Origin of the sequence: Streptomyces sp. NPDC021224, assembly GCF_044332905.1 — a bacterium.
Lineage (GTDB): Bacteria > Actinomycetota > Actinomycetes > Streptomycetales > Streptomycetaceae > Actinacidiphila.
Map to the genome: position 1 here is coordinate 1 of NZ_JBIRPW010000018.1, position 15,768 is coordinate 15,768.

Sequence of the window (15,768 nt, forward strand, 5' to 3'; positions counted from 1 at the left end):
AACCGACAACACCAACTCGGCCTTCGGCCGACCCGTCCGTGCCACAGGCCAAGTCTACAGATATGAACGAAATTCCTGACTCAGAAGACTAGGGCGTGTCCGCGAAGTCCCCGACGGGGGAGGCGGCGGCCGCCCGCAGGGCCGCCGCTGTGAAGGCGGCCGCGAGCCGCGTCGGCTCCCCCGCCGGGCGGGCCAGCGCCACCCGGTCCTCGGGCAGGTCGGCGACCGGGCGGTAGACGACGTCGGGGCGGCGGTGGAGCAGGGCGGTGGAGCGCGGCAGGTACGTCAGCCCGCGGCCGGCCGCCACGTACTCCAGCTTCTCCTCGACCGTGCGCACCGCGGGGGGCTGCCCGGGGCCGGACGCCTCGGTGTTGGTGCACAGGTGCAGGATCTCGGTCTGCGCCGCGCACTGCGCGGCCGTCAGCTCCGTGCACCCCGCCAGCGGGTGCCCGGCGGGCAGCGCCGCCATGCGCGGCTCGCCGTAGAGCGGGGTCAGGTCGAGGCCGGGCTCGACGACCGGCAGCCGGACGTACGCCACGTCGACCCGCCCGTCCAGCACGGCCGCGGCCTGGTCGTCCCAGTCGACCCGGCGCACCTCCACGGCGATCTGCGGGTGCGCGGCGCCGAAGCCGCGCACCGCCTCGGTCACCCGGACGCCGCTGCGGAATCCCACCACGAAGCGGCCCGCGCCCTGCGCCGCCCGCCCGACCCGGCGGCGGGCGGCGTCCGCCGCGGCGAGCAGCGGCCGTGCGTCGTCGAGCAGCCGCTCGCCCGCGGCGGTGAGCCGTACCCGGTGGCTGTCGCGGACGAACAGCTCGGCGCCGAGCTCCCGCTCCAGCGCGCGGATCTGCCGACTGAGCGCGGGCTGCGCGATGAGCAGGTCCTCGGCGGCGCGGCCGAAGTGCAGCCGTTCGGCCACGGCCACGAAGTAGCGCACCTTGCGCAGGTCGAGATCCACGGCCCCCGCCTCTCCCCCGTCCGCGTTCCGCCCGCGGCGATGCCCCGAGGGTATCGCCGCGGGCAGAACGGGTCTTGGACCGGGCACCGGGGCCGCCCGCAGACTCGCAGGTGTCAGCGGGATCCGCCCGCGCGAGGAGTGTCGCCGTCATGGAGCAGCAGATGGAGCGGGAAGCAGCCGTGGAGCAGCGGGTCGCCGCGGGGCCGGGGGGTGTCGGCGGCGCGAGCGTGACCGTCGCCGTGCCGGGGGCGGCGGAGCCGATGGGCGTGTACGTCGCCCGGCCCGCGGGTGAGGGGCCGTGGCCCGCGGTGGTGGTGGGCTTCGAGATGTTCGGGACGACCCCGTACATCCGCCGGGTGGCCGACCGGCTCGCGGGGCTCGGCCTGCTCGCCGTCGTACCGGACTTCTACCACCGCACCGCTCCGGGCCACTGCGGCGCGGCCGACGCGCAGGGGCGCGAGCGGGGCCTGGAACTGATCGGCCGGCTCACCCGGGAGGAGGTGGGCGCCGACCTGGAGGCGGTGCTCGCCCATCTGGAGCAGCGGCCCGACACCGCGGGCCGCCCGTCGATGGCCGGCTTCAGCCTCGGCGGGCACCTGGCCTGGTTCGCGGCGACGCGGATCCCCCTCGCGGCCGTCGCCGCGGTGTACCCCGGCTGGCTGGACACCCCCGGCACCGCGCTGAGCCGCCCGGACGCGCTGCTCGACCTGGCCCCGCGGAGCACCGGACCGGGCGGCTGCCGGGTGCTCTACCTGGCCGGGGCCGACGACCACGTGGCCACGCCGCAGCAGACCGTGCGGGTCCGTGAGCGCCTGGCCGCGGCGGGGGTGCCGCACGAGGTCGTGGTCTATCCCGGCACCCCGCACGGTTTCCTCGCCGACGAGCGCGACACCTACCGCCCCGCGCAGGCCGAGGACGCCTGGCGGCGGATCGCGGGCTTCCTCGCCCCGCCGGTCTGACGGCCGCTCAGGGCCGCGCGACGCGGCGGTGCAGCAGGCGCAGCGCGGCCAGCACGAGCAGGGCGGCGAGCCCCAGGACGAGGGCGGTCTGGGCGAGCTGGTAGGGCCAGTAGTCGCCGGTGTCCAGCGCGTCGACGACGTAGGAGTCCTGCGGCAGCACGTCGTAGAACTGGAGGCCCAGGACGCCCCCGGGGTGGAAGCCGTGGACCTTCGACCAGGCCGGGAAGTCCAGCAGCAGCGCGGCCCGGGAGCGTACCAGCAGCGCGACCAGCAGCCAGGTCAGCGCGGGGGCGGCGACGGCGGCGGGCAGGGTGCGGCGCAGCAGCATGCCGGCCAGCGCCCCGGCCGCGATCCCCAGCAGCACGTAGGCGACCGTGACCGGGCCGATGGTGAGGTACGCGGTCTGCCGGTCGATGCCCTGGGTCATCAGGTCGGCGTGCACGGCGTGCACGACGTCGATCCGGTAGAGGACCACCAGCGGGATCAGCAGCCCGCCGAGCAGCACCGCCAGGCCCGACCAGCGGGCGGTGAACCAGCGGGCCGGGGTGACCGACTGGCTCAGGGTGAGGGCGAAGCGGCGCGACTCCCACTCGCGCGCGGTCACGACGGCGGCGATCACGGCGGCGGCCAGGGCGGGCAGGAGGACGATCCGCGTCCCGTCCGCGAGCAGCCGCTCGGTCATGGTGTGGGCGTCGTAGGGGTGCCGTCCGAAGTGGTAGGCGTAGGCGCCGAAGTGCGCGCGGGTGTCCTCGGCGTGCGACCACTGCCGGTAGCGGGCGACGAACACGGCGGCGGTGGGGAGCGCGCACAGGAACAGCAGCAGGGCGGGCAGGCGCAGCTGCCGGGCGACGATGCGGGTGAGCGGCAGCCGGTCCCGCAGGGCCGGGCGGGGCCCGGCCAGGGGCCGGGGGCCGGTGGTGGCGGTGGTCATGCGGCGTGCTCCGTGTTCTCCGGGCGGCCCTTGTGCAAGGTGACGGCGGGCTCCGGGGTGAGGGCGAGGTCGGGGACGCCCGGCCCGGCGGGCGGTGCGGCGGGGAGCGCGAGGTGGGCGAGCACCAGCTCCTCCAGCGACGGGGGCCGCACCTCCCAGTCGGCGGGCAGCGGAGCGGCAGGGCGGATCAGGGCGCTGGTGCCGCGCCCTGCGGGGCGGGACTCGACGACGGTGTGACCGGCCAGCCGGTCGGCGCCGCCGGGGAAGGTCACGACGGCGTGGGCGGCGAGGAGGTCGTCGATGCCGCCCGCGAGCCGGGCCCGCCCGGCGTCGAGCAGCAGCAGGTGGTCGCAGGCGTCGGCCAGCTCGGAGACGATGTGCGAGGACATCACGACGGTGGCGCCCGTTCCGGCGGCGTGCGCCAGCACCAGGCCCATCAGCTCCTGCCGGGCGAGCGGGTCGAGGTCGGCGGTCGGCTCGTCGAGCAGCAGCAGGTCGGCGCCCTTGCCCAGGGCCAGCGCCAGGGCGATCCGGGTGCGCTGGCCGCCGGAGAGGTCGCGGATGCGGTCGCGGCGGCGGAAGCGGTCGGTCCCGGCACGCGCGGCCAGCTCGGCGTCCCATCCGGCGGGGTTGGCGCGGGCGCCGTAGCGCAGCGTCTGGGCGACGGTGAGCCGCGGGGGCAGGGGACGGTCCTGGGCCAGGTACGCGACCCGCGGGTGGCCGGCCGCCGCGGGCCCGCCGAAGACCTCGACCTCGCCGGAGGTGGGCCGCTGGAGGCCGGCGGCCAGTTCCAGCAGGGTCGTCTTGCCCGCGCCGTTGGGGCCGACGAGGGCGCAGACGGCCCCGGCGGGGAGGCTGAAGGCGCAGCCGGCCAGGACGTCCGGGCCGGAGCGCCGGTGCCGCCGGGTGACGCCGCGGACGGTGAGGGCGGTGTCAGTGCTGCTCGGGGAGGACAACATCGGGTTCTTTCCGGGGGTAGAGATCGTCGAGCACGGCGGTGAAGAGCGCGGCGACGTCGTCGCGTTCGAGTCCGGCCGCGCGGGCGCGGGTGACCGCCTCCGCGAGGTCGTCCCGTACGGGCGAGTCGGCGGCGGAGGCGCCGAGGGTGCCGGTCACGAAGGTCCCGTGCCTGCGCCGGGACTCGACCAGGCCCTGGGCCTCCAGTTCGCGGTAGGCCTTGAGTACGGTGTTGGGGTTCAGCGCGGTCGCCTCGACCACCGCCTGCGCGGTGGGGAGCCGGTCGCCCGGTGCCAGCAGGCCCAGCCGGAGCGCCTGCTGCACCTGCTGGACGATCTGCAGATAGCTGGCGACCCCGCTGTGCCGGTCGATCCGGAAGGCGAACGTCACCGCCGCACCTTTCATTCCACTACTCAAGTAGTGGAATCATGCACGGCCGATTCCCGCACGTCAAACCGGGTCCTGGCCGCGGCGCGCCCACGGACGGCGCAGCCCCGGTCGTGGCCGCGGAGCCGGGGCGGAAGGCTTTGCAGGGCCGGGGGCCGCGAGCGAGGGAGAGCACCGTGCCGGAGACGTCCCGCAGCAGCCATGACGCCAGGCCCGCGCACCCGGCGGTCGCCGAGGCCAACCGCGCGGTGGGCGAGCGCTTCCCGTTCCGCGACGCCCAGGACTTCGACGACGCCGAGCGGGGCTTCCTGGGCTCCGCGGCCGACCCGGCCGTCCGGGACGGCGCCGGGCGGCCGGTGTGGGACCTGGACGCGTACGGCTTCCTCGGGGACGACTGCCCCGACACCGCCAACCCCAGCCTGTGGCGGCAGGGCAGACTGTGCGCGCTGCACGGGCTGTTCGAGGTCACCGAGGGCATCTACCAGATCCGCGGCTTCGACCTGTCCAACATGACGGTCGTCGAGGGCGAGCGCGGAGTGCTGGTGATCGACCCGCTGATCTCCGCCGAGACCGCCGCCGCGGCCCTCGCCCTCTACCGGGAGCACCGCGGCGACCGGCCGGTCACCGGCGTGCTCTACACCCACAGCCACGTCGACCACTTCGGCGGGGTGCGCGGGGTGGTGAGCGAGGAGGACGTGCGCGGCGGTGTCCCGGTGCTCGCGCCCGAGGGCTTCCTGGAGCACGCCGTCAGCGAGAACGTCTACGCCGGCACCGCCATGGGCCGCCGGGCCGCCTACATGTACGGGGCCGCGCTGTCCAAGGGGGAGCGCGGCCAGATCGGCACGGGCCTGGGCCAGACGACCTCCACCGGCTCGGTCGGCCTGATCCCGCCGACGCTGGACGTCACCCGCACCGGGCAGACCGAAACCGTGGACGGCATCCGGATGGTCTTCCAGCTCACCCCGGGCACCGAGGCGCCCGCCGAGCTGAACATCCACTTCCCGGACCGCTCCGCGCTGTGCATGGCCGAGAACGCCACCCACAACCTGCACAACCTGCTGACGCTGCGCGGCGCGGTGGTGCGCGACCCGCGGGTGTGGGCGGCCTACCTCACCGAGGCGATCGACCTGTTCGCCGCCTCCACCGACGTCGCCTTCGCCTCGCACCACTGGCCGGTGTGGGGGCGCGAGCGGCTCGTCCGCTTCCTGGGCGAGCAGCGCGACCTGTACGCGTACCTGCACGACCAGACGCTGCGGATGCTCAACCAGGGCCTGACCGGCTCGGAGATCGCCGAGCAGATGCAGCTGCCGCCCGCGCTGGAGCGGGCCTGGCACACGCACGGCTACTACGGCTCGGTCAGCCACAACACCAAGGCGGTCTACCAGCTCTACCTCGGCTGGTTCGACGGCAACCCGGCCCATCTGTGGGAGCACCCGCCGGCCGAGGCCGCACGCCGCTACGTGGACTTCATGGGCGGCGCCGACGAGGTCGTGCGGCGCGCCCGGCAGTCCTTCGCCGACGGCGACCTGCGCTGGGTCGTCCAGGTCGTGGGCCATGTGCTGTTCGCCGAGCCGGACCACGCCGCCGCGCGCGAGCTCCAGGCGGACGCCTTCGAGCAGCTCGGCTACGGCAGCGAGAACGGCACCTGGCGCAACTTCTACCTCACCGGCGCGCTGGAGCTGCGGCACGGCGCCGTGGGCACGCCCACCGTCGCCGCCGCCCCCGACCTGCTCGCCGCCCTGACGGCGGACCAGCTCTTCGACGCCCTCGCCATCCGTGTGGACGGCCCCCGTGCGTGGGACGCCGACATCGCCGTCCGCTGGAACGTCGAGGGCCACGACCCGGTGACCCTGCACCTGCACAACGGCGTCCTGACCCGCACCCCCGCCACCGGCCCGGCCGCCCCCGCTCCCCGGCTGGAGATCACCCTCCCCGAACCCGACCTGCGCGCCCTCCTCCTGGGCACCCTCTCCCCCGCCGACCTCCCCGCCCGCGATTCCGTGACGGTGACCGGCGACCTCACCGCCCTCACCGACCTCCTGGCCCACCTCACCGACCCGGACCCGGACTTCGCGATCGTGACACCGTGAGCGGCGGGACGGGTCAGCGGGCGTAGACGGCGACGAAGTCGCGGGTGGCCTGGGCGTAGTAGCGGTCCGGGGGGTCCTCGAAGTCGAGGATGTTGGTGGGTTTCGGGTTCGATGGGGTGCGGGTGCCGTCGTAGGACATGAAGGAGGGCCAGGCGCGGTTCATGTCGAGGGGCATCGCGCGGACCGCGCCGGCGCGCTGCATCAGTTCGGCGAGGGTGCGGGCGGAGAGGGCCTGGCCGACGACCATGACGATGTCGCCCTCGGCGGTGACGCCGACGCCGGAGCGGGGGACGAACATCCGGCTCTGGTCGCTGACGCCCCACTTGGAGTCGTCGCCGATGTCCGGGACGACGCGGCCGTCGTCGACCATCAGCTCCAGGCACTGGCGCACGCCGACGACCTCGGGCGTCATCGTCACGTCGCGGCCCCAGACGCCGATGCGCATGCTGCCGTCGCGGTAGAAGACCTCGGAGGCGGCGCCGTCGCGCAGCTCGCCCGCGGTGCGGCCGTCGAGGTAGAAGCCGCCGCGCGAGCCGCCGTCGGTGATGCGGAAGCCGCCGTTCCAGGTGGCGACCAGGCCGGTGCGCTGCCCCTCGGGGACGGTGGGCGGCACGTCGAAGGTGCCGCCGGGCTCGCGGAAGCCCGGATGCAGCTGGAAGCGGCCGTGCTTGCCGCTGATCCAGGCGACGGCCGCCTCGTACGAGGTGTGCTCGGCGTCCGGCCGGACGTAGGTGCCCTGCACGATCGGCTCGCCGCGGGCGGTGGCGAGGGTGCGGTAGACGCCCTCGCCGGGCAGCGCGGGGCCGACCGGCGGCCGCATCGGGGCGCGCAGCGGGACGAGGGGCTGGGTGGGCAGGTGCGCCGGAGTGGGTACGGCCGGCTGCGTGGCCCGCATCCGGGCCAGCGCGTCGGCGGGCAGGTCGCCGCCGACCTTGGGCGGGTGCATGCGGTACTGCACGTCCTCCAGCCGGTCGACGACGAAGCCGAGTTCGTGGTCGCGCGCCCACTCCGCGAGCCGGGCGGTGGTGCTGTCCTTGCCGGGATAGGTGAGGGCGTGGCCGACGGACCAGCCGAGCCAGCCGGCGCAGACCAGGCACGTCCCGGTCAGACCGCGGGTGACGAGCCTGCGGCGGCGCAGCTGGCCGGGCGTCAGGTCGCGCCGGTGCTTCCACGGCAGCAGCCGCCTGCGGGGGCGCCCCGGCTTCCCGGACGCGGAGCCGGGCCCGGGAGCGGGCCCGCCGGGATCGCCCGGGTCATCGGGCCGCGGCTCGGTGGTCTGCTGGCTCATCCGCTCCGGTCCTCCGTCCGCGTCGCCCCCTGCGCCCCGATCCTGGCGTTCATCTGACGTTCCCGCCGATACGGTGACCAATCGCCCGCGGCGCCACAAGCACCCGGGCGGCGGTACGCCCCGGCCGGGAGGGGCTGTGTGCCTGCGGCGGCGCGGACCGCCGTAAGGTTCCCTCGGCGACGAAGGAGGGGGCCACATGACGGCCGCGCACACGGTGACGGACGAGGCGGTGGACGGGCTGCTGGCCCGCGCCGGGATCGGAGCGGGGCAGGTCGCCTCGCGCGAGCGGATACCCGGCGGCTCGTACAACGCGCTCTTCTCGGTCGGCCTGACCGGCGGCGACCGGCTGGTACTGAAGGTGCCGCCGCCCGAGGGCACCCCGCGGCTACGCTACGAGGCGGAACTGCTGTGCGGCGAGGCGCTCTTCTACGAGCGGGCCGCCGCGGCGGGTGTCCCCGCGCCCCGCGTGGTGCACAGCGAGTGGCGCGAGGGCACGGGCGCCGCGCCCTTCCTGGTGATGACGCACTCCCCCGGTGTGCCGTGGAACGAGGTCGCCGAGGCGATGGCGCCCGAGGAGCACGAGCGGCTGCTGACCGAGCTGGGCGGCCTGGTGGGCCGGCTGCACGCGGTGCGGGGCGGCGACGGCTTCGGCTACCCGGCCCAGCGCGTCGCACCGTTCGCCGCGGGCTGGCCGCAGGCCTTCGCCGCGATGACGGACGCGCTGCTGACGGACGCCGAGGAGTACCGCCCGTGGCTGCCACGCCCCGCCGCGCAGATCCGCGCGGTCCTCGCGGGCGGCGCACCCGCGCTGGCCGAGGTGACGCGGCCGGCGCTGGTGCACTTCGACCTGTGGTCGGGCAACGTGCTGCTGGACGGCGAACCGGGGAAGCGCACGGTCGGCGGGCTGATCGACGGCGAACGGATGTTCTGGGGCGACCCGCTCGCGGACTTCCCGTCGCTGTCGCTGTTCTTCGGCCACCTGGAGGACGACCCGGCCTTCCTCGCCGGATACGGCGCGGCGGGCGGGCGCACCTCGTTCGACGCCGCGGCGCGCGTGCGGCTGGCGCTCTACCGGTGCTACCTCTACCTGATCATGCTGATCGAGGTGGTGCCCCGCAGCACGGCCGGCGAGCACCTGGTGTGGGTACGGGACTTCGCCGGCCCCCGGCTGACGGCGGCGCTCGACGCGGTCACGGCGGGGAGCTGAGACGTAGGGGGGTACGGGGCGGGCGCCCCGTACCCCCCTGGGCCGTCAGGGCAGTTCGGCGACCAGGGCCGCGTACGACAGGCCCGAGCCGTAGCCGAGCAGCAGCGCGGTGCCGCCGGAGACGGCCCGGCCCGAGGCGAGCAGGGCGTCCATGGCCAGCGGGATGGACGCGCCCGAGGTGTTGCCGGTGGTGACGATGTCCTTGGCGACGGCGACCCGGGCGGGCAGACCGATGGAGCGGGTCATGGCGTCGATGATGCGCTCGTTGGCCTGGTGCGGGACGAACGCGTCGAGGTCGTCCACGGTCAGACCGGCCGCCTCCAGCCCGCGCACCGCGACCTTCGACACCTCGTACACCGCCCAGCGGAAGACCCGCTGGCCCTCCTGGCGCAGCGCGGGGAACGGCTGCTGCGGGTCGGTGCGCAGCGCGTCCCACGGCACGCTCTGGGTGATGGCGTCGGCCTGCGAGCCGTCCGCGCCCCACACCACAGGACCGATACCGGGGGTGTCGGAGGGGCCGACGACGCACGCCCCGGCGCCGTCGCCGAAGATGAACGCGGTGGAGCGGTCGGTCAGGTCGAGGATGTCGGTCATCCGCTCGACGCCGACGACCAGCACGTGGCCGCCGCGGGAGCGCACCGCGTCCGCGGCGAGCGCGAGGCCGTGCACGAACCCGGCGCAGCCCGCCGAGATGTCGAAGCCGGCCGCGCCGACCGCGCCGATCCGGTGGCCGATCTCGGTGGCGATCGCGGGCGTCTGCTTCAGGTGCGTGAAGGTCGCGGCGATCACCAGGCCGATGTCGGCGGGGGTGATGCCGGCCGCCGCGATCGCCTTGCTCGCGGCCTGCTCGGCCATGACGCCGAGGGTCTCGTCCGGTCCGGCCCAGCGGCGGGTGACGATGCCGGTCCTGGAGCGGATCCACTCGTCGGTCGAGTCGATGTGCGCGCACACCTCGTCGTTGTCGACGATCCGGCGCGGGCGGTAGGCGCCCACTCCGAGGATCCGGGCGTGCCGCGCACCGGCGGACACCGCGATCTCAGCTTTCATGTGAGCCTTTCAGGCCGGTAGGCCGGTACGGATCGGATCACGGTACCGGGGTGTGGTCTCCGCGGTCGCAGCGCCCGCCGCCGGCCGCCGCGTCCTATTCTATGGCGCGCGTAGATCGCGGGGACGAACGCCGGCCACCCGCCCCGCCGGTCCGCCGCCCATGTGCCCTGCCCGACCGGCCGGTTCGCGCCGGAGCCGCCAGCGCGGCCCGCCGCGGCCATTGCCAACACCGCCGGGCGGCCCGCACGGTGGAGCCGTCAGTTCCGCGACCGGGCGGCCCCGCCCGCCCGCCGAGAGTCAGGGACCCGTCATGCTGCGCAGACTTCCCGCCCTGCCGGCCGCCGCCCTCGCCGCGGCCGCCGTGTTCGCCGCCGCCGGCCCGGCCGCCGCGGACACCGCTCCCCCAGCCGCGTGCACCCCCGCGGTGGTGGCGGGCGACCTCACCTTCTCCCCTCCATCGGTGGCCCCCGGCGGCGCCTCCTCCGCGTCCCTGACCGTGACGAACTGCACCGGCCAGCCGCAGACCGTCGGCGAGACCTGGTACGGGCGCTTCCTCTCCGACGGCTCGGCGGGCCTCCCGGCGGGCTGCCCGGTGATCGACCCGCTGCCGCGCCCGGTCACCCTCGCCCCCGGCGCGTCGCTGACCTCCACGACCGGCTACCTCGTCCTTCCCGGCTGCACGGCGGACCGGCTGCGGCTGACGGTGACCCTCGGCCAGGGCGGCACCACCCTCGGCAGCCGCACCGCCGACCTGCTCGTGGTGCGGCCGGCCGCGGCGCCGCAGCGGCGCGGCTGAGGGGGTCCCGGCACCCCGGAGCCCGCCGGACCCGGGCACGTCTCGGGCAGGCCGCCGTAGGCCCCGCAGGGGGTGTACGGCGGCCGTCGTGTGCGGCGCCGGCAATGCCAACCGAAGCGAACATGTTTCAACACCCTGGGGACATCACGGTCCGGCAACGCATCAGGAATTAGGCGTTGACGGCCTTCTGCATGTGGCGTAGAACTACCCTGCAGTTGCGATGGCGTTTCATCTTGGTGACTTCTGTTGGAAACGGCTCGGGCCTATGGACCCGCGAGAGCCTCCGCTCCGTCAGCATTTCGCCTTCAGCTCTCCCACAAGTCCCCTATAAGCGCCCACACACACATGGAGGCACCATGTCGGACGTCGAGACGTCGGGTACCGATGCGGGCAGCAGCCCGTCCCCGACGCGGAGGAACCTGCTCAGGGGCGTGGCCGGCGCCGCGGGGCTCGCGGCTGTGTCCGGCGGGCTGCTGACGGCGTGCAGCAGCTCCGACTCCTCTGACGACAGCAGCAGCAAGAGCGGCGACTCCGGCAAGCCGGTCGCGGGCAGCACCGTCACTTTCGGGTCGAACTACTCCGACCCGGCCGCCAAGACCGCGTTCGCCGCCCTCACGGCCGCGGCCACGGCGTCCTCGCAGGTGAAGGTCAAGATCAACACGGTCGACCACAACACCTTCCAGCAGAACATCACCAGCTACCTGCAGGGCACCCCGGACGACCTGTTCACCTGGTTCGCCGGCTACCGCATGCAGTACTTCGCGGCGCAGGGCCTCGCCCAGCCGCTCGACGACGTCTGGGACAAGATCGGCGGCAACTTCAGCGACTCCGCCAAGCAGCTGTCCACCGGCCTGGACGGCAAGAAGTACCTGGTGCCGCTCTACAACTACCCCTGGGTGGTCTTCTACAACAAGAGCGAGTTCACCAAGCGCGGCTACACCGTGCCCACCACGTGGGACGACTACATCGCGCTCGCCAAGAAGATGAAGACGGACGGCCTGGTGCCGATCGCCTTCGGCGACAAGGACGGCTGGCCCGCGCTGGGGACCTTCGACATCCTCAACATGCGCATCAACGGGTACGACTACCACATCAAGCTGATGAAGCACGAGATCCCCTGGACCGACGCGGGCGTCACCACCGTCTTCCAGCACTGGGCCGAGCTGATGCCCTACCTCCAGTCCGGCGCCAACGGCCGGATCTGGCAGGACGCGGCCAAGACGCTGGAGACCAAGCAGGCCGGCATGATGTTCCAGGGCACCAACCAGGTCGCCGCGCAGTACGTGACCGACAAGGCCAACCTGGACGACCTGGACTTCTTCGCCTTCCCCTCGGTGAACCCCAAGTGGGGCCAGGACTACATGGACGCCCCCACCGACGGCTTCATGCTCAGCAAGAAGGCCAAGAACCCCGAGGCCGCGAAGGCGATCCTGGAGTACATCGGCACCGGCCCGGCCGAGGCCGCGTACCTCAAGACCGACCAGTGGGACGTCGGCCTGGCCAACGGCCTCCAGGTGCCGACGTACAACGCCATCCAGAAGAAGTCGGTCGAGGTCATCGGCAAGTGCAAGTCGGTCGCCCAGTTCATGGACCGCGACTCCGACCCGGCGATGGCCAACGCGATGATCTCGATCATCCAGAAGTTCATCGACGACCCGAGCACCGGTAACATCGCCACCCTCCAGAAGAGTGCCGAGGCCCAGGCGAAGTCGATCTACACCTCATGACCGAGACGTCCGCTGCGGACACCGCGGCAGCGGTGCGGGACGGGGCCGCCGCCGCCCCGTCCCCGCGCCGCCGCCGCGGCGGCGTCCGCAAACTCACCCGGCGCGACCGCGTGGTGGTCGCGCTGCTGCTGGGCATCCCGCTGCTGCTGGACCTGGCCTTCGTGTGGTTCCCGGCGATCGGCACCGTGCTGCTGTCGTTCACCAAGTGGAACGGCGTGGGCAGCCTGCACAGCGAGACGTGCAAGCCGAATGTGCCGTCGATCCTCAACAACGGCTGCTGGTACGGCATCCAGAACTACCACCAGGCCACCACGATCTACCCGGAGTTCTGGCCCGCGGTCCGCCACAACCTCATCTGGCTGGCGGTCTTCGTGCTCATCGCGACCCCGCTGGGCATGCTGTTCGCCGTGGTCATCGACCGCGGCATCAAGGGCAGCCGGATGTACCAGAGCATCCTGTTCCTGCCGGTGATGCTGTCGCTCGCGCTGGTCGGCATCATCTGGGAGTTCATCTACTCGCAGAACTTCGGGCTGATCAACACCGTCATCGGGCGCAACGGCAACGACAACGCCATCGACTGGCTCGGAAACCCGCATCTGAACCTGTGGGCGGTGCTGGTGGAGGCGACCTGGCGGCAGGCCGGGTACGTGATGGTGCTCTACCTGGCAGGGCTCAAGGCGGTCGACCCGACGCTGCGCGAAGCCGCGCGGATGGACGGCGCCAACGCCTGGCAGACCTTCTGGCGGGTGGTCTTCCCGGTGATGAAACCGATCAACATCGTGGTCATGGTGGTCACGGTCATCGAGTCGCTGCGCGCCTTCGACCTGGTCTACATCACCAACAAGGGCATCAACGGCCTCGAACTGCTGTCGGTGCTGGTCACCTCGAACATCGTCGGCGAGACCCAGCGGGTCGGCTTCGGCTCCGCGCTGGGTGTCGTGCTGCTGGTCATCTCGCTGGTGCCGATCTCGGTGTTCCTTTACCAGACGTTCCGCCGGGAGGAAGCACCATGACGACCGAAGCCCTCACCCGGCCGGCCAAGGCGGTCCGCCCGTCCGCGCCCGGCCGCCGGAGGACCCGGCCGTGGGGCCAGGCGGCCTCGCAGGTCTTCCTCATCGTGTCCTGCGTGCTGTGGCTGCTGCCGATCGCGTTCGCGCTGTACGTGGCGGTCCGGCCGTACTCCGACACCCGCAAGTACGGCTATGTCTCGATGCCGCACCACCTGACGTTCAAGAACTTCAGTGACGCGTGGACCCAGTCGGACATGCTGCACTTCTTCTGGAACTCGGTGCTGATCACCGTCCCCTCGGTGATCATCGTGCTGGCCCTGGCGTCGGGCGTGGCCTTCGTGCTGAGCAAGATCAACGTCAAGGTCAACATCGCGCTCCTGATCCTGTTCACGGCCGGCAACCTGCTGCCGCAGCAGGTCATCATCACCCCGCTGTACCGGATGTACCTGAAGATCACGCTGCCGCACTTCCTGAGCGACAGCGGTCTGATGTACAACTCGGTCTTCGGCCTGGTCGCCATCAACGTGGCCTTCCAGCTGGGCTTCTGCGTCTTCGTGCTGAGCAACTACATGCGCGCGGTGCCCGACGAGATGTACGAGGCCGCGCTGGTGGACGGCGCCTCGCTGTGGACGCGCTTCTGGCGGCTGACGCTGCCGCTGTGCCGTCCGGCGCTCGCGGCGCTCGCGACGCTGCTGACCACCTGGATCTACAACGACTTCTTCTGGGCGATCACCCTGATGTCGTCGGGCGACAAGCGGCCGGTGACCTCGGCGCTGGCCAATCTCCAGGGGCAGTTCGTCAGCAACCAGAACATGATCGCTGCGGCGGCGCTCATCGCCGCCGTGCCGACCCTGGTGGTCTACATCTGCCTCCAGAAGCAGTTCATCGCCGGTCTGTCGCTGGGGTCCAGCAAGGGCTGACGGGCGCGAGGAGCAGGGGCCGACCGCGTGCGCGGGTGCCCGTCCGGCGGGACGGGCGCCCGCGCACGCGGCATTGACAGGGTGTTGGACCCCTTCCATAGTGTGGGAGCGCTCCCATGCGGCATCCGAGTGCCCTACCGGCACGCGGACGTCCTCCGGCGAGCGGCGAATCCCCCCACATGTCCAGGAGGTCCCCCGTGCGCGCATCCTCGCGTCGGTTACTCGTCAGACCGTGGCTGTGGCCGGTGGCTGCGGTCGCACTGCTGCTGCCCGCCCTGGTGGCGCTGCCCGCCGCCCACGGCGCCGCGGCCGGCTGCTCGATGACGTACACCGTCAACGAGTGGGCCGGCGGCTTCACCGCGCAGATCTCGATCACCAACCTCGGCCCGGCCGTCAACGGCTGGACCGCGACCTGGAGCTACCAGGGCGACCAGCACATCACCTCGGGCTGGAACGCCACCGTCTCGCAGAGCGGCGCGGCCGTCACCGCGAAGGACGCCGGCTACAACGCGTCGGTCCCGGCGAACGGCCACGCCGACTTCGGGGTGCAGGGCACCTGGAGCTCCGCCGACCCGTCGCCGACGGTGATCACCTTCAACGGCACCGCGTGCACGGCCGACGGCACGCCGCCGACCCAGCCGCCCACCACGCCGCCGACGACACCCCCCACCACCCCGCCCACGACCCCTCCGACCACTCCCCCGACGACCCCGCCCACCACGCCGCCGACCACCGCACCGCCGGCCGGCTGCTCGGGCGCGGTGATCTGCTCGGGCTTCGAGGACCAGACGGGCAGCACTCCGTCCGGCGGGTGGACGACCGCAGCGCCGGACTGCTCGGGCAGCGGCACCGCGACCGTCGACACCTCGGTCGCGCACAGCGGCAGCCGCTCGATCCGGGTGGACGGCCACGCCGGCTACTGCAACCACGTCTTCGTCGCGAGCACCCAGGACCTGTCCTCGGTCGGCCCGCGCGTCTACGTGCGGATGTGGGTGCGGCACACCACCGCGCTGCCGGCCGCGCACGTCGCCTTCATCTCGATGCCGGACTCCTCGCAGTCCGGGAAGGCGCTGCGGATCGGCGGCCAGAACGGCGCCCTGCAGTGGAACCGCGAGTCGGACGACGCGACGCTGCCCGCGCAGAGCCCGGCGGGCGTGGCGCTCAGCACCCCGCTGCCGACCGGCAGCTGGCAGTGCCTGCGGTTCGCCATCGGCACCACCTCGCCCGACCTGGAGACCTGGCTGAACGACCAGGACGTGGCGGGCCTGCGGGTGGACGGCGTGCCGACCGCGGACATCGACCAGCAGTGGCTGTCGCGCACCACGCCGCCGCGGCCCACCGCGCTGCGCTTCGGCTGGGAGAGCTACGGCACCGGTGACGACACGCTGTGGTTCGACGACGTCGCCGTGGGCACCTCGCCGATCGGCTGCTGACGCGGTACGCGCGAAGGCGCGGGAGGCCGGCCCGCCCCCGTAACGGGCCGGCATCCCG

The 15,768-nt window shown here is 73.3% G+C and carries 14 protein-coding genes; 8 read left to right on the top strand and 6 right to left on the bottom strand.

What is annotated here, in order from left to right:
• Nucleotides 1–88: 88 nt before the first annotated feature.
• Nucleotides 89–958 (bottom strand): LysR family transcriptional regulator, encoded by an 870-nt coding sequence (locus ACH4PY_RS31140; protein ID WP_398190544.1) that lies wholly within the window; start codon nucleotides 956–958, stop codon nucleotides 89–91.
• A gap of 149 nt (nucleotides 959–1,107) precedes the next feature.
• Here ACH4PY_RS31140 and ACH4PY_RS31145 point away from each other — a divergent pair, with 149 nt between their 5' ends.
• A complete protein-coding gene (locus tag ACH4PY_RS31145) occupies nucleotides 1,108–1,917 on the top strand; it encodes a dienelactone hydrolase family protein (protein ID WP_398190547.1) in 810 nt (269 codons plus the stop codon).
• Nucleotides 1,918–1,924: 7 nt separating this feature from the next.
• Here ACH4PY_RS31145 and ACH4PY_RS31150 read toward each other — a convergent pair whose 3' ends face one another.
• From ACH4PY_RS31150 to ACH4PY_RS31160, 3 genes are read right to left on the bottom strand one after another with little or no spacing between them, the layout of a single operon-like run.
• Entirely contained in the window at nucleotides 1,925–2,848 is a 924-nt protein-coding gene (locus tag ACH4PY_RS31150; RefSeq protein WP_398190550.1) for a hypothetical protein, read from the bottom strand.
• Nucleotides 2,845–3,807, bottom strand: coding sequence for an ABC transporter ATP-binding protein (locus ACH4PY_RS31155; protein WP_398190552.1), 963 nt, complete (start codon nucleotides 3,805–3,807; stop codon nucleotides 2,845–2,847). Before ACH4PY_RS31155 ends, ACH4PY_RS31150 begins: the two co-directional genes overlap by 4 nt.
• Nucleotides 3,782–4,195, bottom strand: a complete 414-nt coding sequence (locus ACH4PY_RS31160; RefSeq protein WP_398190555.1) for a GntR family transcriptional regulator — start codon at nucleotides 4,193–4,195, stop codon at nucleotides 3,782–3,784. Before ACH4PY_RS31160 ends, ACH4PY_RS31155 begins: the two co-directional genes overlap by 26 nt.
• Before the next feature lie 173 nt (nucleotides 4,196–4,368).
• Here ACH4PY_RS31160 and ACH4PY_RS31165 point away from each other — a divergent pair, with 173 nt between their 5' ends.
• On the top strand, nucleotides 4,369–6,282 hold the full coding sequence (locus tag ACH4PY_RS31165) for an alkyl/aryl-sulfatase (protein WP_398190558.1): 1,914 nt from the start codon (nucleotides 4,369–4,371) through the stop codon (nucleotides 6,280–6,282).
• A gap of 13 nt (nucleotides 6,283–6,295) precedes the next feature.
• Here ACH4PY_RS31165 and ACH4PY_RS31170 read toward each other — a convergent pair whose 3' ends face one another.
• The gene (locus ACH4PY_RS31170; RefSeq protein ID WP_398190561.1) at nucleotides 6,296–7,570 is read right to left on the bottom strand and encodes a phosphodiester glycosidase family protein; all 1,275 of its coding nucleotides are present in this window, start codon (nucleotides 7,568–7,570) and stop codon (nucleotides 6,296–6,298) included.
• 196 nt (nucleotides 7,571–7,766) lie between these two features.
• Here ACH4PY_RS31170 and ACH4PY_RS31175 point away from each other — a divergent pair, with 196 nt between their 5' ends.
• Nucleotides 7,767–8,777, top strand: a complete 1,011-nt coding sequence (locus tag ACH4PY_RS31175; protein WP_398190564.1) for a phosphotransferase family protein — start codon at nucleotides 7,767–7,769, stop codon at nucleotides 8,775–8,777.
• A gap of 45 nt (nucleotides 8,778–8,822) precedes the next feature.
• Here ACH4PY_RS31175 and ACH4PY_RS31180 read toward each other — a convergent pair whose 3' ends face one another.
• On the bottom strand, nucleotides 8,823–9,824 hold the full coding sequence (locus ACH4PY_RS31180; protein ID WP_398190567.1) for a beta-ketoacyl-ACP synthase III: 1,002 nt from the start codon (nucleotides 9,822–9,824) through the stop codon (nucleotides 8,823–8,825).
• A gap of 310 nt (nucleotides 9,825–10,134) precedes the next feature.
• Here ACH4PY_RS31180 and ACH4PY_RS31185 point away from each other — a divergent pair, with 310 nt between their 5' ends.
• From ACH4PY_RS31185 to ACH4PY_RS31205, 5 genes are all read left to right on the top strand, one after another.
• The gene (locus tag ACH4PY_RS31185) at nucleotides 10,135–10,620 is read left to right on the top strand and encodes a hypothetical protein (RefSeq protein WP_398190570.1); all 486 of its coding nucleotides are present in this window, start codon (nucleotides 10,135–10,137) and stop codon (nucleotides 10,618–10,620) included.
• Nucleotides 10,621–10,976: 356 nt separating this feature from the next.
• Nucleotides 10,977–12,347, top strand: a complete 1,371-nt coding sequence (locus ACH4PY_RS31190) for an ABC transporter substrate-binding protein (protein WP_398190573.1) — start codon at nucleotides 10,977–10,979, stop codon at nucleotides 12,345–12,347.
• A complete protein-coding gene (locus ACH4PY_RS31195; protein ID WP_398190576.1) occupies nucleotides 12,344–13,360 on the top strand; it encodes a carbohydrate ABC transporter permease in 1,017 nt (338 codons plus the stop codon). The genes ACH4PY_RS31190 and ACH4PY_RS31195 overlap by 4 nt, the downstream gene beginning before the upstream one ends.
• The gene (locus tag ACH4PY_RS31200; RefSeq protein WP_398190579.1) at nucleotides 13,357–14,277 is read left to right on the top strand and encodes a carbohydrate ABC transporter permease; all 921 of its coding nucleotides are present in this window, start codon (nucleotides 13,357–13,359) and stop codon (nucleotides 14,275–14,277) included. Before ACH4PY_RS31195 ends, ACH4PY_RS31200 begins: the two co-directional genes overlap by 4 nt.
• 197 nt (nucleotides 14,278–14,474) lie before the next feature.
• Nucleotides 14,475–15,710 carry a cellulose binding domain-containing protein gene (locus ACH4PY_RS31205; protein ID WP_398190582.1) on the top strand — a complete coding sequence of 412 codons (1,236 nt, stop codon included), beginning with the start codon at nucleotides 14,475–14,477 and terminating at the stop codon, nucleotides 15,708–15,710.
• Nucleotides 15,711–15,768 lie beyond the last annotated feature (58 nt).